Source organism: Streptomyces sp. NPDC045998 (assembly GCF_056430285.1).
In genome coordinates this window covers 700508-726035 of sequence record NZ_JBWKLJ010000002.1, presented here as the reverse complement: position 1 = coordinate 726035, position 25528 = coordinate 700508, and the positions used below count along the sequence as shown (strand labels likewise).

Genomic DNA, 25528 nt, shown 5'->3' with positions numbered 1-25528 from the left:
AGCGTCCGCCGTTCGCCACCGGGCTCGGGTCCGCGCGGTCTCGTCACCGGCGGGCCACCGGCCACTCGACCGATGACGACCGATGACGACCGATGACGTTGCTCAGACCAGGCCGGCGAGCGGTTCGCCGTAGTAGTGCTCGCCGTAGTACTGCTCGCCGCCGACCAGGACCGAGGTGACGTACAGGGGGAGACCGCCTCGCGTTCGGGGCATCTCCTGGGAGGTCTGGCGGGTGAAGCCCAGGGAAACGCCGGGGATGAACGGGTACGCGTGATCGGTCCGGTCGACCGTCCACCCGCGCTCCTCCGCCCGCCGGAAGAGGTCCTCGGCCGGTGTCGTGAAGACGTCGTCGCCGTCGAGGAGCACGCGGACGTCGGTGTGGCGGCCTTCACCCGGCCACCACAGCTCCACCGCGGTAACGGACTTCCCGGCGTCTTCCAGCAGCACGTTGACCCAGATCTCGTCGCACGCCGTGTGGATCGTCGTCGACGGATCGTCGTGGTCGTACGCGATCTTCGGTGTCCCCCAGGCGGCGACCGCCTCGACGGCCTCATCGAGCGTCATGCCCAGCCGTACGGGGCCGGCGCCGCGGGGCGGATCCAGGACGAGGTCCATGGGATCGTCTGCCTTTCCTTGTGCCTGCGCCCGCTCCCGGCAAGGTGGCCCGGCCACCAGTCACTAGTCCGGTTCGCCGGTTGCGTCTGCCGGTGCCGACGGTAGCCGAGCCCACCAGCCTCCCGTACGCAGGGTCCAACGACCGCCCGGAGCGCGGCGGCGCGGCCGTGAGGTGACATACAACCGCTGGCGTTCACGGTCACGGCGTCACCCTCGGCTGTCGCCCCCTCCACATCCAGGTCCACCCCGGCGACCCGCCCGCCAGGCGGGCCATCGGTTCATCGGCGCATCGGCGCATCGGCGTTTCGGCCATCCGCCCTCGGCCGCGCGCTCTTGCGCAGCAAGGATCGGTGCACTGCGCATCTGCGCGCAACCCCTCAATTCCGGCGTGCGCAACCCGTCCGAAAGAGCGCGTGTTCGAAATCGCGGCGGCGTCGTTGAACACGCCGACAGCACGACCACGCCTCCGACAGGGAACACATTGCCGCAAGCCGCACAAGACCACCGAAGGCCACGGCCACGGCCAGCGTCTCGGACGCCGAAGGTGCTGAGCACCGTCCGCCGGTCACAACGGAGCCGATCGTGACGGCCGACAGCCCAGCCCGGGACACGGCAACACCCACCGCAGCCGCCGGAGCAGGCGTTCCTCTGCGGCACAACAGGTCCTTTCGCGCGTACTGGGCCGGCGAGGCGGTGACCCTCGCGGGGGCATCGGTCCACGGCGTGGCGCTCCCGGTGGTCGCGGTTCTGGAGCTGGACGCCTCCCCCGGCCAGGTGTCGCTGCTGGCCGCCGCGTCCACGGTTCCGGCGTTCGTCCTCGCTCTGCCCGCCGGGGTGGCCGGCGACCGGTACCCCAAGCGACGGATCATGGTCGGCACCGATCTCGCCGCGGCCGCGGTGGTGTCCGTGGTGCCGGTCTGCTGGGCTGCAGGGGTCTTGTCCGTGGCCGTCCTCTACGCGGTGGCGCTGCTGTTGGGGGCGCTGACCGTGCTGCATCAGGCCGCGTCGATCGCCATCGTTCCGGAGATCGTCGACCGGCAGCAGCTCCACCCGGCGAACAGAAGGATCGCCGCCGCGTTCTCGTTGGCGGACACTGCCGGGGCCTACGGTGGCACGCTCGTCGTGGGGCTCGTCGGTGGGGTCCGTGCCCTGTGGCTGGACGCGGCCTCGTACCTGGTGAGTGCCTGGTACGCCGCTCGGATCGGGCCGCGGCCCAGTGTGGTGCGGCGGGAGAGTCCTGACCGGCCCGCGCGGCTGCTCGCGGCCATCCGCGAAGGGGTCGGTTACGTGCTGCACGATCCGATACAGCGTCCCTTGGTGCTGTCGCTCGCGGGTCACGCGTACGCCGACGGAATCGTGACCACCTACTTCGCGTACACGCTGTTGACGCGGCTCGACTCCGGCAGCACCGGCCTGGGGCTCGTCATGGGTGTCACGGCCGTCGGCGGCCTCGCGGGGGCGGTAGTCGCCACCCGCCTCGTAGACCGGTGCGGGCCGGCGCGCGTGATGTTGGCCGGGTTCCTCGCGTACACCGTGTGCGGGGTACCCCTTCTCGTCGCCCGGCCGGGGCCATTGTGGCTGGGCGTGATCGCGGCCGCCGGCGCGCTGCGGACGGCGGCCGCGGTCGCGGCGGGCACGACGCAGCGGTCTCTCCGCCAGCAGCTGTGTCCGATCGAGCTGCAGTCGCGCGCCCAGCAGACGTCCGTCTGGCTGGTCACCGGCCTGCGGCCGGCCGCCGCCCTGACGGCCGGTGCCATCGCCGCCGCCTCCTCGGTACACGCCGCGCTGATCGCCGGAACCCTGCTCTACCTCGTGCCGGCGGCACTGCTGTGGACCTCGCCGGTCCGCCGTCTGACCACCATGCCCGCTTCCGCGAAGGACGCCGTTCATGTCCCTTGACCTCCACACGGCGACGAGCCGTCGACGCGCCGACATGGTCGACCGGCTCTCGGCGGACGGCGTCCTGACCGATCCGCTGCTGCGTGACGCGCTGCTTCGCCTGCCACGCGAGGTGCTGCTCCCGCACGCGTACGTCCGGGTCAGCGGCCCGGGCACGGACCCGATCGACTGGCGCCTCCTCGACGGCTCCCACCCCGACGACCAGGAGGAGTGGCTCGAACTGATCCACAGCGACGAGTCGGTCCTGCTCCAGCGCGACGGCGAACCCCTCGACGCCCTCCCCCGTGGGCGGGTGACCGGCGGCCACATGACCTCCATGTCCACTTACACCCCCGCCACGGTCGAAGCCCTCCAAACCATGCAACTCACACCCGGGCAGCGGTATCTGGAGCTCGGGCCCGGGCCCGGCGTCTCCCTCGCGCTCGCCGCCGCCATCACCGGTCCCCATCTCGCCACCGGCGTGGAGCGGGACCACCATATGACGGCTTTCGCCCAGCGGAACCTGGACCGTCTCGGCGTCGGTGCGGAGGTGATCGAGGGTGACGCGCTTGAAGGGCACGACCCGCGGGCACCGTACGACCGGATCCACTCCGGCATCGGCGTTCCCCAGGTCCCGGCGGCATGGGTGGAGCAGCTCGCACCGGGCGGCCGGCTGCTCACGACGCTCGTGACCCGCACGCCGAGCTGGCCCGGACAGTTGCTTGTCACCCGTAACCCGGCGGGCACGGTCGAAGCGGTCCTGCGGGGCCGGTCGCGCGGGTACCGGCCCTTGCTCGGCTACCGGTGGCTTAACGCCCTGGGCCACCGCGCCCGCGTCAAGACCGCCCCCGGCAGGGCGCGAGCGACCCGGCTCGCGCCACCGCCGGACGACGCCCACGGATTCTGGCTCGCCGCCGCGTACCTGGTCCCCGGCACGGTGCGGGACTTTCAGGCCGAGGCGATGACCATCGTCGCACCCGAGGACGACTCGTGGGCCGTGGCCGGCCCGGGTGACGGCGTCGTGCGCGTCCATGGGGCGCGTGACGTCTGGGCTGAGCTCGAGAACCTCCACGCCCGCTGGGTGCAGGCCGGCCGGCCCGAGCGGTACCGGGTCGACCTCCGCGACACCGGGGCCCAGCGCGTCACCTCCGGGACGGGCCCGACGTCACTGAGCTGGACACTGCCCCCGCTCACCACCGTCCCCCGGCAGGCGCCATGACCCCGCCTCCTCGGATCGGCGTTGCCCTGCACGCCCCACCCCCACGGCCTCGATCCGGCGGCGACCGCACAAGAGGTCGGCTGCACCGAACGCTCCGTCAAGAGCGCCACCAGCGGCATGCGAACGCGGCTTCAGACGGAGAACCTCACCACCCGGTCGCCTTCGCCCACCCACAAGGCCCCTCGTCCAGCGCCCCGCTCGCCGCCCCAGCAGATGAGAGTTACTCGTGACCCAACACGGCCCGCTTCATCCCCGAGCCGACACCCCCGCCTTGCCGCGCGTGAGCACCGGCGGGCGGTACACCGTGCCGGTGGACGTGCACCTGCTCGCCGTCCGTGACGGAGGACAGGGCCCGGAAGTGCTGCTGTCCCGGCGGGCGGGTGAGGTGTACGCGAGCGGTCTATGGCACGCGCCGTCGGGCCATGTGGAGCGCGAGACCGTCGTCGACGCCGTCGTACGCGAGACGCGGGAGGAGACCGGTCTCGTCGTGGATCCTGCGGATGTGCGGGCGGCCGTCACCGTTCACCACCGGCCGCCGGGCGGGCAGGCGAGGGTCGGGTTCTTCTTCGAGGTCCGCCGCTGGAACGGCACCCCGCGGGTCAAGGAGCCGGACAAGTGCGACGCGGTGGAGTGGTTCCCGCTCGACGAGCCACCCGAGCCGATGGTCGCCTACTGCCGAGCCGGACTCGACGCCTACCGGGCCGGCGCGACGGTCGCGCTGCACTTCCAGGAACCCGGCGACCCGATCGCCTACGCCCCGTCCGCAGACCGGCTGGCCCTGGTCGCCGGTGCCGGCGGCCGAGGTGCCGTACCGGAGGACGCGGTGCGCGCCTTCGCCGAACAGGCGGTGGGCCGGATCACCCCGTGGACAGACGCCTCCTGGGCATGGAAGGAGAGCCCCGTATGGCGGGCCCGCGGCACCAAGGGCGGCACCTGATGCGTCAAGCTCCACCAGAACGACCGCTTCCACCACCGCGAAGTCGCAGCGCTTCGTGGCTGGAATCAGTGTTGTCGGTCCAGATCGACCCACTCGGCGCCCGCGATACGTACGGGGCACAGGAGTAGAGGCGGGCTCGTCTGCGACGGTGCGAAGAGGTAGCGGTCCAGCACGAGCAGCGTCGGCGAGGATCTCGGGGTCCCTTCGGTGCTCCTGCGAAAAGCTGAGGCGACCAAGTCGGCCCCGACTTCTACAGCGAGTCGAGAGCGTCGCCGGGACTGCACGGTGTTCGGCATCGTGTAGCCGCAGACGAGGGCCTTGTGCACTCGCTCCGCAGGCACCAACCGGGTCATCAAGACCGTCGCCCGCGATACGCCTACGGCTTCCGCAACCCCGTCAACCAGCGCCTACGCACCCGCTGCCCAACCGCCGGCAGGCCCGTGGGCACCTCGACGCCCACACATTTCGTTGAGCCCGCACCTGCGATCGTGTTGGCTAGCGGCGCCGAACCGTCGGTACCGCTGGTGTCCGCTTGGCTGTAGCAGGGAGTTGAACGTGCAGGACCCTATCGTCGACCCCGGTGCCCATAATCGGGCAGCCTGGGACAGGTATGTCGAGGAGGGCAACGAGTGGTCGAGGCCGGTGAGTGCTGAGGATGTCGAGCGCGCCCGCATGGGCGACTGGTCGATTGTTCTCACCGGGCGTGAGCCAGTCGACCGCTCCTGGCTGCCGACGGACCTGACCGGCAAGGACGTGTTGTGCCTGGCCTCCGGCGGCGGCCAGCAGGGTCCGATCCTCGCCGCCGCAGGGGCGCGGGTCACCGTGTTCGACAACTCGCCCCGCCAGCTCGGCCAGGACCAGATGGTGGCGGCGCGCGACGGACTTGAGCTACGTACCGTTCTGGGTGACATGCGCGACCTCAGCGCCTTGGGCGACGCAGCATTCGATGTTGTGTTCCACCCGGTCTCGAACCTGTTTGTACCCGACTTGGCACCGGTGTGGCGTGAGTGCTTCCGCGTCCTGCGACCGGGCGGAACTCTGCTCGTGGGCTTCCTCAACCCTGATGCGTACTTGTTCGACCACGAGGCCCTCGACGAGCGCGGCGAGCTGGTCGTCGTGCACAAGCTGCCCTACAGCGATGTCACGCAGTACTCCGCCGAGGAACGCGCCACGAAGTTCGGCGCGGACGCCCCTCTTGAATATAGCCACACCCTCACCGACCAGATCGGCGGGCAACTCGCCGCGGGGTTCGTCCTCACCGGCTTCGCAGAAGCACCTCACCAATCCAACGCATCCGCCCCATACATGTCGACCTATTTTGCGACGCTGGCGGTCAAGCCAGGCTGACCCAAGCATCAGGGAGCCGCCTGACTGCCTGCGCGCGAACGGGGCGGCCGAGGAAGGCTACGGCGCGTGCAGATGGGCGTCGGTCCTCGGCTGTGGCTGGCCCGTTGACGTGCTCGTTGCCCTCGTCCAGACGGGTCCAGTCATCCCCGGACTGCTCGAGGACATCTCCATTCGCTCCACCGCGACGTCAGTTGTACGGCACGGGGGCTACGCCTCCAAGTCCCTGAACGCCTCCACGTCCCGCGCGTCGCCTCACGCCAGCCCTGGCCGAACACCTGCGGGAAGCAAGTCCGAGCCCCGCGCCCCTTCATCGGCGAGACGGCCGGCCGCTGGTGGCTCCGCCTCCCCTCCGTGCCAGAGGGCAAGCGCGGCGGCCCCCCTGTGGGAGGGGACGGCCACCGCAGAGGCCGCCATCCCCCACAGTGCCCCGCCCACTGCTACAGGCATCGCACGCCACCCGGACTCCGTCATCGCCGGCCTGGCTCTGCCCTGGAGCTCAGGCGTCGTGGAAGGCACGTCAACCGGATCAAGATGCCCAAGCGCCAGAAGGCCGGACGGGCAGGCTTCGCCCTCCTGCGGAAGCGCGTCCTTAGGTCCTGCCACCGACGACGGGAGCAACGCGATGGCAGCGGCGTCGGCGGATGTGCAAGCCTTCCCCTTCCAGATGCCGACGGAGAAGACTTTGATGACCAGCGACGACGCCCTCGATCACCTCAGACACCTCGCGCGCGAAAGGGCATTCGGCAGGCATGTCGGGTCGGACAGGCTCATCCAGGCAGGCCTGGACGCGCTGATGGCGGGGGTCGAGAGCCCGTCTCTGGCCATGCTGGCTGGACTCCTCCGGAGTGAAGAGCCCGAAGCGCCGGAGCTCTTCGACCACGTACTGGAGGAACTGGGACTGCTCTTCCACCCACCCGCGGACCCCCGGGCCGCAAAGTGGGCGCTGGCTTACTGGATCGCCGGCCAGATCGCCGACGGATCGCTGGATCCCGCCGCCGGTACTCACCTCATCCGGGCAGACATCGCCTACGACCTCGGCTATCCCGAAGAGCTGGAACCACTTGTGCAGTGCGCGCACAACCTAGACGTCTGGGAGGAGAGCTGGGGAGTGTCCGTCGAAGAACTCAACGGGGAAGCGGTCGAGGCAGCGAAACAATTCCTTAGCAAGAGGTCTGCAGCCGAGGCCGGAGACTCAACCGAGGTTCGTTCTCGCCATCGGGGTCGGTCAACCGCGAGCTGATCCGCTCACTCAGCGCGGCCGCACCCGCAGTAGCTGTGCCAGAGCCACTTCACGTGAACGGAACCACGTTGGACCGCCCCGGATGGCGTATCCGCGTTCTGGCCGAGCCCACGGCAGTTGATGATCCAGACCTCCACGTCGGCTGGTTCCCCGTGGTACGTCAGCGGGGCGCGGTAGTCGACGGCGGACTGGCCGACCATGAAGGTGCGCTGATGCCGTCCGGCTTCGTTCGCCGACAGCATGCCCTGGAACAGGCGCGCACACGTCTCCTAGAGGGTCCGTAGGGGGCCGCGCCGGGACAGCGCAGCGGCAGCAGGTAGGTGGAGGTGCTCACGAAGAGCTGCGAAAGGGCTGGCCGCGACAGCGAGGACCGCCGACTACGCTACGACGCCGGCGTCGTCCGATAATGGCCGACCGCGCCCCGGGCCACCACGTCCGCACGAGGGATCGACGGCGAGCAGACCGTACGCAGCCCTGAGCGGCATGCCACGGCAGGGGCCGGTGTTTGGTCAGGCCCACCGGGTCAGGTCGTAGATCTCGTCGCAGACCTCGTCGCTCATCCCGAGGACACGGTGTGCGGCGAGCGTCTCGGGGGCGTCCGGGTTGAGGATGGCGATGACCTTGGCCGAGGCCCACCAGCCCACCAAGCGCGGCTGGCCGCTCTCGTCGTCCCGTACGGCGAGATCGACTCCGAGGACGCGGTCGTCGCGTGCCAGATAGACGCGTACGACGTCGGGGGTGCGCAGATCGAAGCCGATCAGCCGATAGAGGTGGGAGTCCACGGAGGCGGCGGCGCCGTGCCACAGCGGATCGCCGACGAGGTCGCCGACCACGTAGTCGAGGGCATCCGACGCGGTGACCTCGAAGTTCTGAGAGACCTCTCCCCGTACGACGAGTTCCTCCACGTCGACGACGGCGTGCTTGTGCTCGTGCCCGTACGGGATGCCGGCCAGGCCACCGCGGTGAACAAGCCGCGCGGTCGCGCGCAGCGCTCCCGCGTACCACCATGTCCCGATCTGTCCGCCATCGGGCCAGGCCCTGGGCAACACGACGACCAGGCTGCCCGACGAGACGCTCACCAGACGAACCCGGTAGGACGCCTCGCCTGCCGGATAGGCGGCGTGGAGGTAGTAGTCGGTGCCGGGCAGCGGCACGCCGATGAAGCGCCGCAGGGTCAGCAAGACGCGGGAGGGGGAGTCGTCCATGCCGACAGCCTTCCCGATCCTCATTCCCCGGCCGCCGGCCCGCGCGCGTTGGTCGAAGCGGGTTGACCCAGTCGGTGTAGAGCCTGGCCACGGCAGAAGGCGGTCAACATCACCTAAGTCCTGCAAGGCGCCCGCTGCACCGGCGACCCCGGCTTCGCCGCGCATCCGGGTGAGAGCACCGTCTCAACCGCCGGCTGGAGCCTCCGGATCAACGAGGACTGTCCGCCGGTCACGTGCGGATCCAGAGGAAACCGGTCGAGCCGCAAGCAAGAGCGGCGACGGCGACTTCAGCACCTGTCCGGCCCCGGTCACCAGCACGACCGCGGGTCTTGTACGTGCTCTGGCGAGTGCCGGTCCTCTCCCCTGCCCAGGCCGGTCCGGACCAGAAAACCGGGGTCCGCGTCCCACTGCGGGGCAGCGATGTGCACCCGCTGGGTGCCGGGGATACCTACCTCGACGAGAGCTCCGCCGCGGAACATCCACAGACCGAACAGGTCGTCGTCCTCGTCGTGCAGCATGACCTGCACGCAGGCGGGCTCGTTCCACGGCAGGGACTCCAGGTCCTCGAGCACGCCGCGGCGCTGGTTCCACCGCTCGAACTCGATGTGCCAGCCTCCTACGAACCAGGGGATCCGCACGAAGCAGCCGCGCCAGGAGCGGGCCTCGTCCGGGCGCGTCAGCGGCTCCATCACCTCGTCCTCGTACCGCGCCAACACGATGATCTGCGCCATTCTGCTCATGCCCACATGTCACACCGTGCCGGGTACCGAGGGCAATCGAGTTGGGCCCTGGAGCCGTGGCGATGCCTGCCCCACGCTCAGCCGCACCCCGTTCGCAGTGACCGAGTACCCGACCATTCCTCGGGACGGTGGTCACAGTCACTCGCTGATTGCAGCGATGAGGACGGTCGCCTGAAGCGGACCGCGAGCCAGACACTGCCCGGCGGATCATGCCGTGGACGGGGCTGCTGAGGCGCAGCTGACCTCACTAGAATCGCGGCGTGTTCGAATACCACGGCTGGATCACCGTCAGGGAGACCGCAGTTGATGACGACGATGACGTCCGGCTGCGGAAGGTCGTGGATGAGCTTCGGCTTCGCATCGCCCGGATTGCTAGTCCCTATCTCCTTGATCTCAGGTGGATGAACGGCGAGCCGTTCATCCACCTGGGGGGGCATTCCAATCACCGCTCGTCTGATGTCGTCGGTCTGTTCGAGCATGTCGCGAAGGTTGCTCCCGGCTCCTACGGCCTGCTGCACATTCGCGACGACGAGGACCCAACCCATGAGAACGAGGTACGTGTGGTGAGACTCGCTCGGGGCACGGTCACCGAGCACACGGAGACGCTGCTGTCCCCGTGCGTCCCGACGCTCGAAGACCCCCTTCACTGATTCGGTCCGTCTGCGGATCACGGCCGGGGCCATAGGCGAATCGCCGCGACCGTGATGATGCTGTGAAAGACGGAAGCCCTCTTGTCGAAGCGGGTTGCGGTGGTCCGGGAGTTCTTGAGTCGGTTGATCGTTCGCTCGACCTCGTTGCGGCGTTTGTAGATCGCGCTGCCGAAACCGGCGGGTCTTAGCAGGTAGCGGCGGTTGCGACGTGAGCTGTATGCCTTGTCGCCACCGAGATGGTCCGGTCGGGTGCGTGGCCGTCCGCCCTGCGGGCGGGGAACGCGGACGCGTTCGGGAACCTCGACCCATCTGCGGTGCGTCACCCCTGGCCCAGCGTGACCAGGAACGCCAGCGGTCGGCATCCGCCTTCACCGGCGAGATGGAGTTTGCAGGCCAGCCCGCCCTACGACCGCCCGAGCCCTTCGTCAGGGCGGTGGTGCCGGGGCGTCGATCTTTTTCGGGAGGCTGGCTTCTTACGGGCCCCGGCCGTGTGCTGATGCGCACGGCAGAACGTCGAGTCGACGCTCACCAGGCTCCAGACGATACGGCCCGCGAGGCCGGCCTCAGCACGGGAGGCACCCAGGATCCGGTCCCGCATGCCACCCGCCGACCAGCGCCGATGCCGTGAATAGACGGGCCGCACGGCGCTCGCGGTAGCCGGCCGGGCCAAAGCGTCGAGGTCGACCGCCGCAGGGGCCAAGCTTCTCAACCGGGCCGGTGCCACGCCGACGAACTCGGCCACCACCAGCGGGGCCTCGGTAACTTCCAAACCAGCCCCCGGCAAGGCCATGCCTTCCTCAGGTGCACGGTCGGCGCGGTGACCGCCGCCCTACGGGTGCTCCTCCGGCTGGTGGGGTCGTGAGGTTCGGGCAGCTTCAGGAGAAGGCAGTCGGCCTGCGGGGCGGCGGGACGGCGCGGAGCAGCTCCCAGAGCGGGCGTGAGCCGGATGCCCACGTTGCGAGCGTGTGGCGGTCGACCACGTAGAGGTGCTGTTGCTTGGCGAAGGCCACGGCCGGCTTGGTGACCCGGCCGTTCGTGACGATGACCGCGACGTCCGCGCCGTGGACCTGGCGGGCGGTGCCGTTGAGCACCTGGAGGTCAGGGGTGCCCACCGCTGAGCCGGCGAGGCCGTTGCGGCGGTGTTTGCACTGCATCACCCAGCGCCGTCCGTAGGGGTCGGTGGCTTTCACGTCGGCGCCCAGGTCGCCGCCGCCCCCGACACGGGCCGCGTCCTGGCAGCCGTCGCGGCGCATCAGGTCACGTACCGCGTCGCGTACCGCAGACCCTGCGCACGGACCGCTTCCCACCGCGCCTGCTGCTGTTTGTGGTGGAGCCAGGCGCCACCGGCCAGCAGCGCGAGCGTGCCGATGACGATCAGGACCCACCAGTGGGTCAGCAGCCAGTTGACGACGGCCACCACCAGGCCGACGGCCAGGGCTGTGGCCACGAGGATGCCGATGAGCCGGTCCTCTGCATGCCGCTGCTTGCTGGTCCTGCGGGTGCGACGCCGCACCGGCGGACGCCTGCCGACCGGCCTCCGGCCCTTGCGCGCGCGGGAGTTCACCGGCTGGCCTGTGTGACGCCGCTTGCGAGCTGTCCCAGGAGGTTCATGATCCCCTGGCCGACCGGGGTGGGCGCCAGCAGGACACCCAGCGCCAGGACGAGGATTGCAGTGTTCCTTTCCTCGACTCGGCTGCGGGCTTGCGTACGGCGCCGTAGCCGGAAGAAGACGATGACTGCGAGCAGCACCGCCACGTTGATGGTCAGCAACCGTCCAGACCTCCCCCAACGATCTGCCATCAGAGACAGGGCGGCAGCGCGCCACCCCAGCGTCCTTGTGTAGCCGGGTGTCGTTGATGTTGGAGGCGGGTTGCCGACGAATGGCACAAAGGCATCGGACCTGGCCGGATATCGCGCGGCGGGTCAGTCGTCGACATGCACGGTGCGTACGGGTCCCGGCTTGGTGAGAGGGAAGCGCAGGGAAATGAGCGGGCCACTTGCCGCCTGCCGGTCGTTGTCCGCACTGCCATCAGCGCTGAGGATCCTGACCGCTATCAGTCGGTCGATCTCGGGGTTGCGGGTCTTCCAGACCGCTTCATCATGCTGGTCTCCGACTGACGTGCCTTCACCGCAGACGGCCTCGTCGGTATGTATTACTCGGGCACGCGCTCTGGCTTGCCGAGACCGACCGTACCGCCGACAGCAGCGGCGCGGCGGCCGACCGGGAGGTCCCGTCAGCGACAGAGCCTCCCTTCCCACGATTACGCCGATTACGCCGTCGTACGCAGCGCAGCAGGCTGCTGCGAAACCGCGGCCTCCGCCCTTGGCCTGCCGGGAGGCGCGCTCGGCGCGGACCCGGCGCAGCGCGGGCTCCCGACAGCGCTGGGCGCAGGCGTGCCGGTCGAAGCCGCCGAACGTTGCCACCCCGCGCGACATCCTCCTCGACCCAGGTTGCACGGCCAGCCGCATCGCCGTCGGGCTCCGCGCGTGGTCAACGGGTTGCCCCCGCCGCGCTGCTCTTGGGTCAGCTCCTGGTGCCGCCGTAGTTCCGCAGGACGTTCAGAGCCCTGTCGAAAGCCGAGTCCCTCTTCTCGTCGAACTCCTCCTTCGTGAAGACCGGCTCTGTGAGGTGCGGTGGAATGCCCCTGCCGTCGAAGGTCCTGCCCGACCGGGTCAGGAACTCCTCGTTCGGCAGCCAGGCCGACATGCCGTTGGGGAGCTTGCGCAGCATGACGTCCGAGAAGACCCCCTGTGTGGGCTGGCCGATCCGGACCGTCTTGCCGGGCCGGTCCATGAGGGCCTGGGTGAAGGACTCCCCCGCGCTGACGGTCGAGCCGCCGGTCAGCAACGCTATCGGCCCGGTGTAACGGGGGCCTTGGGCCGGTGTGACATACGCGGGCTGGGGGCGAGTGTGCCGGGTGGGGTCGGCGGGGTCGTTGCGGGCCCGCTTGGAGTAGGCGACGTAGGGGATGTCGGTGAGGCGCTCGGCGAAATGGATTCCCAGGGCGTCGGAGCCGCCGCCATTGATCCGCAGGTCGATGATCAGCCCCTTCAGGCGCTGGGTGCGCTCCTGGCTGAGGACCGTATCCAGCGCCCTGTCGAGCTCTGCCAGCTGGGCGGCGTAGGGGGCGCCACCGCTCACGTATCCGCCGAAGCCGGAGATCCGCACATAGCCCTGCCCGCCCGGTAGGTCGGCGTAGGTGATCCGCCCGTTGGCGAAGTCCTGGAGGTTCCGGGCGTCCTTGAGGTCGCGTTCCACGATGAACTTCTTGACCTTGGTGTCCACCTCCCCGGTCGGCAGGACGGTGCCGGGCCGAACCTGCGCGAAGATGCGGTCACCGTCCTGAACGGCGACATGGGAGTCGTACAACGGCTTCACCATCTCGCTGAAGACGGCGAAGAGCTCGTCCTTGGTCGTCTTCGCGTGCACCTTGAGCCGGTACCGGTCGCGTACGGCGTGCCAGTCGATGCCCTTGGCGGCAAAGAAGGGGTAGTTCTCCTCGAAGGACTGCCAGAAGACGTCGAAGGCGGCGAGCGGCCCCTCGGGGGCCGGACGCGTGCAGGCGTCGGGCAACTCCTGGATCCGGCGCAGGTTCCGGTCGCCGACGGAGCCGTCCACCCGCATGGACCCACGGTCGCGGCCTCCTTGGGTGCGCACCGTGAGGACAGTGCCGTCAGGCTTGGTGTAGGTGCCGGGGCCGGTCCGCTGCGCGGAATCGCCCATGAGGCAGCTGACGGCTGTGGTCTGGTACTCCTGGAAAGTTCCGTTCCGGATGGACAGCACTGTGCCGTAGCCGTCCATGCGCCAGATTCCGTCGGTGGTCGGCTGTTGGGCGGTGGCTGCCGGCGCGGCTCCGCCGACGAGGGCCAATGCGACGGCGGTGGCCGTGACAATGCGCACGATCTTGCCTTCTCTGTAGGCGACTTGCTCGGTACAGCCCCACGATCGCCGACACGGCGTTCTCCCCGCCATCCGGCTGTCCGGTTGATCTTGGGTGGGGCCAGCCCCCCCATTACCGGCGGTACTCGGGGGGCCATCGCTTGGGGCAGTGCAGACAGGTGGTCGGTCGGCACGGAAGGGCGGGCCCGCCCGAGGGCGTGGCATCCGGTGGGTCCGCGACGTCCGGCCGGCCCATGATTCTCGTCGCGGATGGGACCGTGCCTCGGCGAGAGCAGCATGAGGATCTCGGCGCCGCCGGGAGAGGTAAGGTCACCAGGACGTGAGGACCTGTTCAGGGCGGGAGTGACGTGTGAAGCGGCCGACGATAGCGGACATCGCACGCCGTGCCGGGGTGTCCAAGGTGGCCGTCTCCTACGCGCTCAACGACCAGCCCGGGGTCTCCGACGCGACCCGGGCCTCGATCAAGGCGATCGCGGAGGAGCTCGGCTGGCGCCCCAACAGCGCCGCGCGTGCTCTCAGCGGGGCCCGCGCCCAGGCCGTCGGACTCGTCGTACGGCGACCGGCGTCCACGCTGGGCACCGAACCCTTCTTCATGGAGTTCATCAGCGGGATCGAGAGCGTCCTCTCGGAGCGCTCGTACGCGCTGATGCTGCAGATGGCCGACAGCGACGAACGCGAGCTGGAGGTCTACCGGCGCTGGTGGGGAGAGCGCCGGGTGGACGGCGTGTTCCTGGTCGACCTGCGGACCGAGGACCCGCGCGTACCCGCGATCGAGGCCCTCGGCCTGCCCGGTGTCGCCATCGGTCCGCCGCACACCTCCGGGACCCTGACCGCCGTGTGGTCGGACGACGCGGCGAGCGTGCGCGAGACCGTGCTGTACCTGGCGGCGCTCGGCCACCGGCGCATCGTGAGGGTGGCCGGACCCGCGGGCCTGGCCCACACCGCCGTGCGGGACGCCGCCCTCCGTACGGCATGCGCGGAGGCCGGACTGTCCGAACCGGAGATCGTCCACACCGACTACACCGGAGACGAGGGGGCCCGCGCCACCCGCCGCCTGCTCATCGCACCGGAACGCCCCACCGCCATGATCTTCGACAACGACATCATGGCCGTGGCGGCGCTGTCCGTGGCCCAGGAGCTCGGCCTCGGCATTCCCGCCGACCTGTCCCTCGTGGCCTGGGACGAGTCTCCCCTCACCCGGGTGGTCCGCCCTCCCCTGTCCGCCCTGGCCCGCGACATCCCCGCGTACGGTGCGGGCGCGGCCCGCGCGTTGCTCTCGGTCATCGCGGGTGAGGAGGTCGCGGACGTGGAGGAGGAGTACGCGCGCTTCGTGCCGCGTGGCAGCACCTCCGCTCCGCCGGCCTGATCCCCGCCCCGTCTGGACCCCCGCCCCGACCGCCCGTCCGAGCGGCGGACCGCCCAGGGCGCTACTTCGTGGCCCCCTGGGCGAAGCCGTTGTAGATCCAGCGCTGGAGCGACAGGAACACGACGAGCGTCGGCAGGATGACGAGGATCGCGCCGGCGGAAATGGCCTCCCAGTGCGCTCCGAAAGGCCCCTTGAAGCGGAACAGCGCGGTGGAGATGGTCCCCAGGTCCTCCGAGTGCAGGTAGAGGAAGGGGACGTAGAAGTCGTTGTACGTGGTGATCCCCTTGATGATGACGACGGTGGCGATCGCGGGCTTGAGGAGCGGAAGGATGATCTTCCGGTAGATCGTGAAGGTGTTGGCGCCGTCGAGACGGGCCGCCTCGTCCAGCGAGGTGGGGATGGAGCGGATGAACTGCAGGAAGATGTACACGGAGACGATATCCGTGCCCATGTAGAGCAGGATCGGGGCCCAGCGGGTGTCCACCAGGCCGAAGCCGTTGATGACCTGGAAGGTCGCGACCTGTGTGGTCACCCCCGGTACGAGGGTGGCGACGAGGAAGAGCGCCATGACCGCCTTCTTCGCCCGGAACTCGAAGCGGTCGACCGCGTAGGCCGTCATCGAGCCGATGACCACGGTGCCGCCGATGGAGAAGAACAGGATGAAGGCGGTGTTGCCGAAGGCCGCGAGCATGTTGCCGTCGGTGAACGCCGTGACGTAGTTGTCGACGTTCAGCCAGTCGCCCGGCAGCGAGAGCGCTCCCCCCTCGGTCACCTCCCTGGAGGTCTTGAGGGAGGTGAGGAAGACGACGGTCAGGGGCAGCAGGACGACCACCGCCGCGGCGACCAACGACAGATAGGTCAGCGCGGTCCCGACGGGGAGGCGGCGGCGCCGACTCGCCGGAGCCGGGGCGGAGCTGACGTGGGGAGTCGTGACGTGGGGGGTCGTGACGTGGGGGGTCATACGAGGTCCACCTTGTCGTCGGGCACGAGCCGGCGCTGGATCCAGGTGATCAGCAGGATGATCGCGAGCAGCACCACGGCTGCGGCCGAGGCCAGACCGGTCTTGTTGAACTGGAAGGCGAGCTTGACCGTCTGGATGACGAAGGTCGAGGTGCCGGTCGCGCCGCCGGTCATGATGTAGGGGATCTCGAACACGGACAGGGAGCCGGAGATCGCCAGGATGATGCTGAGGCTGAGTACGGGCTTGATGCTCGGGGCGATGATGTGGCGGAACTGCTGCCACTTGCCGGCACCGTCCAGTTGGGCCGCCTCGTACAGCTCGGCCGGGATGGACTGGATGGCGCCGAGGAAGAGGACGAAGTTGAGTCCGGTGAAGCGCCAGACGGAGACCCCTGCGAGGGAGACGTTGGCGGAGGTGGGGTCGCCGAGCCAGGGGTGGTCGGTCGTCACGCCGAGCCAGGACAGTACGGAGTCGAGGGTCCCGCCGTCCTGGAAGAAGTAGAGGAAGACGAAGCCGATCGCGACACCGTTGATGAGGTAGGGGAAGAAGAGGATCCCCTTGAAGAAGGTGCGGAACCGGAGGTTGAAGCTCAGAACGGTGGCGAAGTAGAGCGCGACGACGATCTGGAAGGCGGAGGCGGCCAGGTAGTAGCCGCTGACGAAGAAGACCCGGAAGAGTTCGGGGCGGGTGAATATCCGGACGTAGTTGTCGGTGCCCGTGAAGTTCCGGTCGGGGCTCACCCCGTCCCAGTCGGTGAAGCTGTACGAGATCATGCTCGCCACCGGGACGTAGGTGAACATGATCAACAGCGCCAGCGGCGCCGCCAGGAAGAGCCACGGGGTGGCCCGCCGGAGCGGGGAGCGGCGCCAGGAGCGCCCCGAGGCGCTTCTGCCGCCGTCGCGGCGCTTCACGGGCGCGACGTCCGTCGCGGGCCCGGCTGCGTGAACGGGCGCGCGTCCCGCCGTGGGGTCGCCGGGACCTGGTGGGTGGTCGTGTCGCGTCGGGCGCGGCCTCTTCACGGACGTCGTCCGGGATGAGGAGGGGGGTGTCTCGGTCATGTCGGCCTTTCGTGTCCGCGGCTGCGGGAGGTCGGGGCCCCGGCCTCCCATACGGCCGGGGCCCGCTCCGCCGGTGTCAGGAACCGGCGGTCTTCGCCGCCTCGTCCCACCGCTTGTTCAGATCGGCGAAGAAGCCCTGGAGGCCGCCCTCCTCTGTTCCGCGCGCGGTGTCGATGAGCTTCTGCCGGTAGTCCGGCTTGTTCAGGCCGATCTCGGCGGCGTTGTCGATGTCGTTGACCGCGGCCGTCTCGGCCTCGGAGCGCTCCACGAAGGTGACATCGTTGTCAACATAGTCCTTGAGGGTGGCCGGCATGGGAGCCGACTTCACCGCGGGCACCGCGCCCTCCTGCTCCGAGTAGCCCGACTTCTCGGTGAACCAGTCGATCCAGGCGCGCGCCGCGGACTTGCTCTTCGAGTAGGCGCTGACGGCCTGCTGGTAGTCGGAGACCAGGGTGGCGCAGAACGCGCCGTCCTTCTGGACGGGGAAGGGCATGAAGCCGATGTCCGCCGGGGAGCCGCCGGCCTCCTTCGCCGCCCCCTGCATCTGGGTGATCGCCCAGGACCCCAGCATCATCGTGCCGATCCTGCCCTCGGCGAGCAGCGCCTTGGAGGTCTCCCAGTTCGTGGTGGTGGGGTCCTTCTCGGCGAGCCCCTGTCGCACGATGTCGTGGACCAGCGTGTCGATCGTGTGGAGCTCACCTCCGGCCCTCCAGGGGGAGACCGGGCCGGCCAGCTTGTCGGTCGCCTTCGCGTCGCAGGTCACCGACCCCACGTTCGACGTCCACTGGACGAGCGGCCATCCGTCCTTGAAGTTCGTGTAGTACGGGACGGCGTCCGTCTTCTCCTCGATCGCCTTCAGGGCTGCGGTGAACTCCTGCGGCGTCTTCGGCCACTCGGCGATCCCGGCCTTCTTCCACAGCGCCTTGTTGTAGACGAAGCCGTTGGCGGTGCCGAACTGGGCGATGCCGTAGACCTTGCCCCCCACGTCGGTCTTGTCGCTGAAGCGGTACTTCTGCGACAGCTCGGCGGTCTTCCCGAGGGGGGCGAAGAACTTCGGGTAGTCGTTCTTGGCGACCGCCGCGGGGATCATCAGCACGTCGCCGTACGCCTTGGTGTTCATGCGGATCTTCACCTCCCCCTCGTAGTCGGTGATGCCCTCGAACTCCACCTTGACCTTGGGATAGGTCTTGTTGAAGGCCGCCGCGTACCGCTTCATCGTGCCGTTCTGGACGAGGTCGGTGCGATGGGTGAGGACCTTGATCTCGCCGGAGACCGCGTTCGGGTCGGCGGGCGCCGCCGCGGTCTCGCCGGAGGCGGTAGCGCCGCCACTGCATCCCGCCACGGTCAGCGTCGCGGCGGTCAGAAGCGCGCCCGTGAGCGCCTTCGTCTTCCCCATGTGCCCAACTCCTTCAGGGTTACGGCTCAGGTCAAAGTGGGATGTCGGCACTATGGCAGGGACGATGTGAACCGGTAAAGCTCTTGATTCCAGCGCGATGCCCAATCGTTACCAGAGGAGCCGGGATTCGCTACGGATCGCCTGGTGGAGCACCTGTCTTCGCAGACAGCTAGTGATCGCCTGCAGAGCTTTACCGGTTCATAGACAGTGGCCGACCGGACGGCTAGGTTGTCGGGGTCGTATACGCACCGGCCGCAGACAGGCGATTGGAGCCGCACACATGAAGGACGTCACCCAGCTGACCGAGGGCTGGAGCCTGCGCCACGGGGACGCGCTGCTTCCGGCCCGCGTCCCCGGCTGCGTCCACACCGATCTGCTCGCCGCGCGGGTCATCCCCGACCCCTTCATCGGGCGGAACGAGACCGAGGTCGCGTGGGTCGGCCGACAGGCGTGGTCCTACGTCACCGAGTTGGCGCACGACAGCACCCACGAGCGCACCGAGCTCGTCTTCGAGGGACTGGACACCGCCACGGAGATCGCCCTGGCCGACGACGTCCTCGGCGCGACGCGCAACATGCACCGCCACCACCGCTTCGACGTCACGGGCCGCGCGGGCCTCCTGGAGGTCCGTTTCGCCTCGGCGTACGAGGAGGCGGAGCGGGTCCGCGCGCTCACCGGGGAGCGGCCGAACGTCTACCCCGAGCCCTTCCAGTACATCCGGAAGATGGCCTGCAGCTTCGGCTGGGACTGGGGTCCGACCGTCGTGACGGCGGGCATGTGGCGCCCGGTGCGTCTGGAGCACTGGTCGACGGCCCGGCTGGACCAGGTCCGTCCGCTCGTCACGGTCGACGGCGCGACCGGTCACGTCGAACTCCGGCTCCGGGTCGAGCGCACCCCGCGTGGCGCCGGCCGCCCGCTGACCGCTCGCGCCTCCGTCCGAACCTCCGTCCGAACCTCCGCCCGGGCCTCCGTCCCGACGGACGAGGGCGCCTTCGAGACCCGCGTCCCCGCCGAGGAGGCGGAGGTCCTCGCCGCAGCCGAGGTCTCCTTCGACGCCGACGAGGCCGTGGTGCGCCTGACGGTGCCCGAGCCGCGGCTGTGGTGGCCGCGCGGCTACGGCGACCAGCCCCTGTACGAGCTCGACGTGACGCTGCTGGACGAGGAGGAGGGGCCGCTGGACGTCTGGCGGCGCCGGATCGGCTTCCGCACCGTCGAGCTCGACCGCTCGGCCGACGCGCACGGCACCGGCTGCACCTTCGTCGTCAACGGCGTACGGATCTTCGCGCGCGGCGTCAACTGGATCCCGGACGACGTACTGCCCTCCCGCGTGACGCCCGAGCGCTACCGGACCCGGCTCACCCAGGCCGCCGAGGCCAACGTCGACCTGATCCGCGTCTGGGGCGGCGGCATCTACGAGGACGACGCCTTCTACGACGTCTGCGACGAGCTCGGGCTCATGGTGTGGCAGGACTTCCTCTTCGCCTGCGCCGCCTACCCGGAGGAGCAGCCGCTGCGCGGGGAGGTGGAGGCCGAAGCGCGCGACAACGTTGTCCGCCTCATGGCGCACCCCAGCCTGGTCCTCTGGAACGGCAACAACGAGAACCTCTGGGGCTTCCGCGACTGGGACTGGGAGGCACCGCTCTCGGGTGACTCCTGGGGCGAGGGGTACTACCTCGGCGTGCTGCCGCGGATCGTCGCCGAACTCGACCCGACCCGCCCGTACACCGCCGGCAGCCCCTGGTCCGGTTCCTGGGACCACCATCCCAACGACCCCCGCCACGGCACCCACCACTCGTGGGAGGTGTGGAACCGCCGGGACTACGCCGAGTACCGGGCGAGCGTGCCGCGCTTCGTCGCCGAGTTCGGCTGGCAGGCCCCGCCCGCCCTCGCGACACTGCGCCGCGCCCTGCCCGGCGAGGAACTCGCCCCGGACTCCCCCGGCATGCTGCACCACCAGAAGGCCGAGGACGGCAACGGCAAGCTGAACCGGGGCATCGAACGCCACTTCCCGCTCCCCGAGGGCGACTTCGACCGCTGGCACTATCTGGCCCAGGTGGTCCAAGCCCGGGCCGTGGCGGCGGGCATCGAGCACTGGCGGGCGAACTGGCCCGTGTGCGCCGGCACGGTGGTGTGGCAGCTCAACGACTGCTGGCCGGTCAGCTCGTGGTCCGCGATCGACGGTGACGGCCGCCTGAAGCCGCTGTACCACGAGCTGCGCCGGGTGTACGCGGACCGGCTGCTCACCCTCGTCCCCGGCGACGACGGTCCGCTGCTCGCCGTCGACAACCAGTCGGGCGCGCCCTGGCACACGTCGGTCGTCCTGCGGCGGATCGACGCGGACGGGACCGTCCTGCGGGAGGCGGTGGTCGAGGTGGAGGCCGGCGCCCGCTCGGTCGCCAAGCCGGCGCTGCCGGCGGAGCTGCTGCCCGCGCCGGGGTCCTCCAAGGAGTTCCTCGTCGCCGACGCCGACGGGCTGCGCGCGGTCTACTTCCCCGTCCCCGACAAGGACTTCGCCTACCCGCCCGCCCGGTACGAGGTCCGGCTGGAGGCCGTCCCCGGTCAGGACGCGGCCGTCGACGTCGTGGTGACGGCACGGACCCTGGTGAGAGACCTCCTCCTCCAGGCCGACCGGCTCGGCCCCGCGGCGAGCGCGGACCGTGGGCTGCTCACGCTGCTCCCCGGCGAGGAGGCCACCATCCGGGTGAGCGGATGCACGGACGTCGGCGACGGCGACGGCGTCGAGCGGGTGCGCGCGGCCCTGTTCAGTGTGGATCCGGCGTGAACGCCCCAGCCCAGCGCGTCACCATCAACGACGTCGCCGCGCGGGCCGGCGTGTCCAAGGGCGCCGTCTCGATGGCGTTCAACAACCGCCCGGGGGTGTCCCGGGCGACCCGGGAGCGGATCTTCGAGGTCGCCCGTGAGCTGGACTGGACCCCGCACCAGACCGCGCGGAGCCTGTCCGGCCAGCGGGCGGGCATCGTGGGCCTGGCGATCTGCCGCCCGGCCCGGCTGCTGGGTCTCGAACCCTTCTACATGGAGTTCATCTCCGGCATCGAGAGCGTCCTGACGCAGCGCTCGTGCTCGCTGCTGCTCCGTCTGGTGCGGGACCTCGACGAGGAGATCGCCCTGTACGAGGGGTGGTGGCGGGGCCAGACGATCGGCGGGGCGATCCTGGTCGACTTCCACCAGGCCGACCCGCGGGTGGCGCCCCTGCGGGCGCTGGGACTTCCCGCGGTCGCCGTGGGGCATCCGTCGCTGACCGGCGGATTCCCCTCGGTGTGGACGGACGACGCCACGGCGGCCGCGGACGCGGTGAGGTACCTCGCGGCGCTCGGTCACCGGCGCATCGCACGGGTGGGCGGCCCGGCGGGGCTCGGGCACAGCGGAATCCGCGCCGAGGCGTTCGAGGCGACCATGGCTGAGCTCGGTCTCGACGGCCGCCGCCAGGTGTCGACCGGCTTCTCCGGCGAGGAGGGCGCCCGGGCGACCCGTGGGCTGCTGCTGGCACGCGACCGTCCGACGGCGATCGTGTACGACAACGACATCATGGCCGTCGCAGGGGCCGCCGTGGCATCGGAGATGGGGCTGGTGGTGCCGGACGACGTGTCGTTGCTGGCCTGGGACGACTCCCAGCTGTGCCGGCTCACCCACCCGCCGCTGTCGGCCATGAGCCATGACGTCCACCGCTTCGGCGAGGAGGTCGCGCGCGCTCTTTTCGGGGTCATCGAAGGCACGCACAGCGGGGCGCTCCAGGTCCCGACGCCGTCGCTGACACCACGGGGCTCCACGGGTCCGCCCCGGCGTGCGTAGCCCGCGCGCCTGACAAGAGGCCGTACCTCCCCGGGGGGTACGGCCTCTTTCCTCGCGCTTCGGGCGGACCCGCCGCCCGCCTCCGCCGGATCCCCGTCGGCCTACCGCCGCACGGGGGCGAGTTCCCGACGGCGCAGCCAGCGCAGGTGCTCGACGGCGGTGGCACCCCCGCCCCCCGCGTGGTCGCCGAAGGGCCACTCCCTGAGGTCCTTCTCCCCCGCGTAGTTCCGGAAGGCCGCGAGGACGGTGGACGGCGGGCAGACGGGGTCCATCAGGCCGGCGCTGAACAGGGCGGGAGCCGTGGCCCGGCGGGCGAAGTGCACACCGTCGAAGTAGGCGAGGGTGGCGAAGACCCGGTCCGCCGCGTAGGGGGCCTGATGGCGCAGGTAGTCGACGATCTCCGTGTACGGCCCCTCGGTCGCGGTCTCGGCGCCGCGCCGGATGTGGCAGAGGAAGGGGACGTCGGGCAGGGCTCCCGCGATGTGGTCGCCGGCGAGTCCGGCGACCGCGAGGGCGAGCCCGCCCCCCTGGCTGGCGCCCTGGACCACGATCCGGTCCCGGTCGACGTGGGGCATCGCGCGGGCGGCGTCGACCGCGCGGACGCAGTCGGTGACGAGGCGCCGGTAGTAGTGGGTGTGCGGATCCTCCGCTCCCCTGGTCATGTAGCCGTGGACCCAGTGGGTTCCGCTGTCCGGGTGCGGGTCGGGGGTGTCGTGGCCCTGACCGCGGCTGTCGACGACGAGGTGGGCGTATCCGGCGGACGCGTACAGGAGGTGGTCGGTGGCCGCGCCCCGCCCGCCGCTGTACCCGATGTACGTGATCACCGTCGGCAGGGGGTCCTCGGCCTCCGAGGGCACGGCGAGCCACGCGGCGACGGGCTGGCCGGCCCAGCCGGGGAACCGCACGTCGTAGGTGTCGAGGGTGATCAGCGGCGAGTCGGGCACCGGGCGGACCTCCGGATCGCCGCCGGCCTCCCGGGCCGTCCGCAGCGTCTCGTTCCAGAAGGCGTCGAAGTCCGCCGGCTCGGCCGGGAGTTCGGCGGTCCGGGCCGCCGGATGGTCCAGGGGCAGGTCGGTGTACGGCACCGGGGTGGGCTCCTCGGAATGCGGGCCGGCCCGTGCCCGCCCGGGGTGGCGGCGGGGCCGGCGGTGTTCGGGCGGTACGGAGCGGCCCCCACCGGCCGGGACCGCGCCGGAGGGAGGCCGCCGGTGCGCCCTGCGCGGCGCGGGCCCGGCAGGGGCGCGGGCCCGGCAGGGGCTCGGCAGGGGCGCGGTGGGTCAGTCCCTGGCGCAGGCGGCGCCGTTGAGGACGAAGGCGGCGGGGACGCCGTTGCCGCCGGTGGAGGAGGCGCTGAAACCGAAGCTCACGGCGGCGCCGGGCGCGACGGTCTCGGTCCAGGACTCGTGTGTGGCGCGGACCTGGTTGCCCTGCTGGACCACCTTGGCGTTCCAGGCGGAGTTCACCGTCTGGCCGCCCGGGAAGGCGAAGTCGAGCTGCCAGCCCTTGATGGTGTGGGTGCCGGTGTTGCGGATGGTGACGTCGGCGTTGAAGCCGCTGCCCCAGTCCTGCAACCGGTACGCAACGCTGCAGGTGCCGGTGGCCGGCCCGCCGGTGGTGGTGACGGTCGCGGCGGCCGAGCGCGCGGAGCGGTTGCCGGCGGCGTCGCGGGCGTACACGGCGAAGGTGTAGGCGGTGGCAGGGGTCAGCCCGGTGAGCGTGGCGCTCGTCGTCGTCGTGCTGGTGACGGGCGTCTCGGCCGTCCCGTTGACGCGGACGACGTCGTAGCCGGTGACGCCGTTGTCGTCGGTGGCGGCGGGCCACGTCAGCCGGGCCCCGGTGGACGTCACCTCGGACGCGGTGGGGGCGCCGGGGGCGGTGGGCGCCTGGGTGTCGCCGCCGCCTCCGGTGCCGCCGTAGACGCTCGCCTCGCGGGAGGTCTGCCGGACGCCGTCGGGGCCGTTGAAGAACCGCTGCCCCCAGGGGGTGAGCCGGCTCGCGTCGAAGCCGGTGGCCAGGTCGAGGTACTCGACGCCGCCGCCGTTGCCGCTCCAGGACCAGCCCAGGTAGCCGAGGTCCAGCCGCCGGGCGGTGGCCATGATGGCGTCCTCGTCTGGGTTGCCGTCCGAGTGGTCGTCACCGAACTCGCCGACCACGATGGGCAGTCCACGGGAGACGAACCGGTTCAGGTAGTCCTGGACCTCGGCGGCGGTGTCGTAGACGCCGTACATGTGGATGGAGAAGACGGTGTTGCGGTCCGGGTCGGCGGCGAAGACGGCCGGCGCGTCGTCCCGCATGGTGTGCGACCAGTCCTGGCCCCAGTTGGGGGCGTCCACCATGAGGGTGTGGTGGAAGCCGGCGGCGCGCAGGCGCGTGATCGCGTCCTTGGTGTCCTGCGTCCAGGCGGTGTAACCGGTGTTGCCGTGCGGCTCGTTGCCGAGGTTGACGACGACGTACTTCTCCTGGCCCTTGACCGCGTTCGCGACCTCCAGCCAGTAGTCGGCCGCCTCGGAGAGGGAGACGGCGCCGCTCTGCTCGCCGTAACCGGTGGTGTCGTGTGCCTCCAGGACGCAGACCAGCTTGTTGGCCTTGCACTGCGTGACGATGTTCGCGACGTCGGCCGCGTCGTTCTTCGTCCATCGGTCGCCCGTACTGAGCACGACGCGCACCGAGTTGGCCCCCAGCGCCTTGATGTCGGAGAGCGCCTGGCGGGTCCTGGTGGGGTACCAGGTGTGCGCGTGGTTGACGCCCCGGAAGACGAAGTCCTGCCCGTTGGCGTCGAGAAGACGGCCGTTCTGGACGTGGAAGCCGGAGCCGGACGTGTCCGCGGCCCCGGCGGCGACGGGCGCGGTGAGCAGCGTGGCGGCGACGGCGAGCAACGCTCCCGCGGCGGTGGCCAGTTTCCTGTTCATGTGGTGGTGTCCCAACTCGGTCGCGCGCGCCGCGGCACGGGGTCCGGGGCGTGCGGCTTTCCTGACATGGAGGTGCGGTGCCGCCGGCCCCGCGCAGCGGCGGGTCGTACGACGGGGGCCGGCGCATGCCCGCTGCTCGGAGGTGTTTCCGCGGCTCTCGCCGAGCGGCGGGAGAAATGTTCACCGAAGGGGAATGAGATTCCCTTACGGCCGTGACGTGGGCGGGTTCGTGACCCACCCGGCGACCGAGAACGAGGCTAGAGGCCGTGTACGGCCAAAAACAATAGCGTGGGCAT

The 25528-nt window shown here is 70.4% G+C and carries 19 protein-coding genes and 2 pseudogenes; 9 read left to right on the top strand and 12 right to left on the bottom strand.

The window, feature by feature from the left end:
- Positions 1–102: 102 nt before the first annotated feature.
- Positions 103–615 (bottom strand): hypothetical protein, encoded by a 513-nt coding sequence (locus AC07FJ_RS08215; protein ID WP_479046602.1) that lies wholly within the window; start codon positions 613–615, stop codon positions 103–105.
- 582 nt (positions 616–1197) lie between these two features.
- Between AC07FJ_RS08215 and AC07FJ_RS08210 the strand changes: the two genes are divergently transcribed.
- From AC07FJ_RS08210 to AC07FJ_RS08190, 5 genes are all read left to right on the top strand, one after another.
- Positions 1198–2514, top strand: a complete 1317-nt coding sequence (locus tag AC07FJ_RS08210; RefSeq protein WP_479046601.1) for an MFS transporter — start codon at positions 1198–1200, stop codon at positions 2512–2514.
- Positions 2504–3712, top strand: coding sequence for a methyltransferase domain-containing protein (locus AC07FJ_RS08205; RefSeq protein WP_479046598.1), 1209 nt, complete (start codon positions 2504–2506; stop codon positions 3710–3712). Before AC07FJ_RS08210 ends, AC07FJ_RS08205 begins: the two co-directional genes overlap by 11 nt.
- A 280-nt stretch (positions 3713–3992) precedes the next feature.
- Complete coding sequence (locus AC07FJ_RS08200) at positions 3993–4649, top strand: NUDIX hydrolase (RefSeq protein ID WP_479046596.1); 657 nt, start codon at positions 3993–3995, stop codon at positions 4647–4649.
- Between the two features lie 555 nt (positions 4650–5204).
- Positions 5205–5996: a class I SAM-dependent methyltransferase gene (locus tag AC07FJ_RS08195; protein ID WP_479046594.1), complete on the top strand. Its 792-nt coding sequence runs from the start codon at positions 5205–5207 to the stop codon at positions 5994–5996.
- Positions 5997–6618: 622 nt separating this feature from the next.
- Positions 6619–7236 (top strand): hypothetical protein, encoded by a 618-nt coding sequence (locus AC07FJ_RS08190; RefSeq protein ID WP_479046592.1) that lies wholly within the window; start codon positions 6619–6621, stop codon positions 7234–7236.
- Positions 7237–7745: 509 nt separating this feature from the next.
- On the opposite strand, the gene AC07FJ_RS08185 is transcribed toward AC07FJ_RS08190, so the two are convergent.
- Positions 7746–8441 (bottom strand): hypothetical protein, encoded by a 696-nt coding sequence (locus AC07FJ_RS08185; RefSeq protein WP_479046590.1) that lies wholly within the window; start codon positions 8439–8441, stop codon positions 7746–7748.
- Between the two features lie 308 nt (positions 8442–8749).
- Complete coding sequence (locus tag AC07FJ_RS08180; protein WP_479046587.1) at positions 8750–9181, bottom strand: hypothetical protein; 432 nt, start codon at positions 9179–9181, stop codon at positions 8750–8752.
- A 260-nt stretch (positions 9182–9441) separates the two neighbouring features.
- Here AC07FJ_RS08180 and AC07FJ_RS08175 point away from each other — a divergent pair, with 260 nt between their 5' ends.
- Positions 9442–9831, top strand: a complete 390-nt coding sequence (locus AC07FJ_RS08175) for an Imm7 family immunity protein (RefSeq protein WP_479046586.1) — start codon at positions 9442–9444, stop codon at positions 9829–9831.
- Positions 9832–9848: 17 nt separating this feature from the next.
- On the opposite strand, the pseudogene AC07FJ_RS08170 reads toward AC07FJ_RS08175, so the two are convergent.
- The 4 genes and pseudogenes from AC07FJ_RS08170 to AC07FJ_RS08155 all read right to left on the bottom strand — a co-directional run.
- Positions 9849–10465, bottom strand: a pseudogene (locus AC07FJ_RS08170) (IS5 family transposase); the annotation flags it as partial.
- Between the two features lie 241 nt (positions 10466–10706).
- Positions 10707–11344: pseudogene (locus tag AC07FJ_RS08165) on the bottom strand (restriction endonuclease).
- 47 nt (positions 11345–11391) lie between these two features.
- Positions 11392–11601: a hypothetical protein gene (locus tag AC07FJ_RS08160; protein WP_479046584.1), complete on the bottom strand. Its 210-nt coding sequence runs from the start codon at positions 11599–11601 to the stop codon at positions 11392–11394.
- Positions 11602–12355: 754 nt separating this feature from the next.
- On the bottom strand, positions 12356–13732 hold the full coding sequence (locus tag AC07FJ_RS08155; RefSeq protein WP_479046582.1) for a S41 family peptidase: 1377 nt from the start codon (positions 13730–13732) through the stop codon (positions 12356–12358).
- Positions 13733–14081: 349 nt separating this feature from the next.
- On the opposite strand from AC07FJ_RS08155, the gene AC07FJ_RS08150 reads away from it, so the two are divergent.
- Positions 14082–15098 (top strand): LacI family DNA-binding transcriptional regulator, encoded by a 1017-nt coding sequence (locus tag AC07FJ_RS08150; protein WP_479046579.1) that lies wholly within the window; start codon positions 14082–14084, stop codon positions 15096–15098.
- 61 nt (positions 15099–15159) lie between these two features.
- Here AC07FJ_RS08150 and AC07FJ_RS08145 read toward each other — a convergent pair whose 3' ends face one another.
- From AC07FJ_RS08145 to AC07FJ_RS08135, 3 genes are all read right to left on the bottom strand, one after another.
- Positions 15160–16059, bottom strand: coding sequence for a carbohydrate ABC transporter permease (locus tag AC07FJ_RS08145; RefSeq protein ID WP_479046576.1), 900 nt, complete (start codon positions 16057–16059; stop codon positions 15160–15162).
- Positions 16056–17117 (bottom strand): carbohydrate ABC transporter permease, encoded by a 1062-nt coding sequence (locus AC07FJ_RS08140; protein ID WP_479046575.1) that lies wholly within the window; start codon positions 17115–17117, stop codon positions 16056–16058. Before AC07FJ_RS08140 ends, AC07FJ_RS08145 begins: the two co-directional genes overlap by 4 nt.
- A gap of 76 nt (positions 17118–17193) precedes the next feature.
- Positions 17194–18513, bottom strand: a complete 1320-nt coding sequence (locus AC07FJ_RS08135; RefSeq protein ID WP_479046573.1) for an ABC transporter substrate-binding protein — start codon at positions 18511–18513, stop codon at positions 17194–17196.
- A gap of 280 nt (positions 18514–18793) precedes the next feature.
- On the opposite strand from AC07FJ_RS08135, the gene AC07FJ_RS08130 reads away from it, so the two are divergent.
- Positions 18794–21295 (top strand): glycoside hydrolase family 2 protein, encoded by a 2502-nt coding sequence (locus AC07FJ_RS08130; RefSeq protein ID WP_479046571.1) that lies wholly within the window; start codon positions 18794–18796, stop codon positions 21293–21295.
- Entirely contained in the window at positions 21292–22323 is a 1032-nt protein-coding gene (locus AC07FJ_RS08125) for a LacI family DNA-binding transcriptional regulator (RefSeq protein WP_479046569.1), read from the top strand. The genes AC07FJ_RS08130 and AC07FJ_RS08125 overlap by 4 nt, the downstream gene beginning before the upstream one ends.
- Positions 22324–22424: 101 nt before the next feature.
- Here the strand turns inward: AC07FJ_RS08125 and AC07FJ_RS08120 are convergent, their stop codons facing one another.
- Positions 22425–23408 carry an acetylxylan esterase gene (locus AC07FJ_RS08120; protein WP_479046567.1) on the bottom strand — a complete coding sequence of 328 codons (984 nt, stop codon included), beginning with the start codon at positions 23406–23408 and terminating at the stop codon, positions 22425–22427.
- Between the two features lie 192 nt (positions 23409–23600).
- The gene (locus tag AC07FJ_RS08115; protein WP_479046565.1) at positions 23601–25232 is read right to left on the bottom strand and encodes a cellulase family glycosylhydrolase; all 1632 of its coding nucleotides are present in this window, start codon (positions 25230–25232) and stop codon (positions 23601–23603) included.
- Positions 25233–25528: the final 296 nt, after the last annotated feature.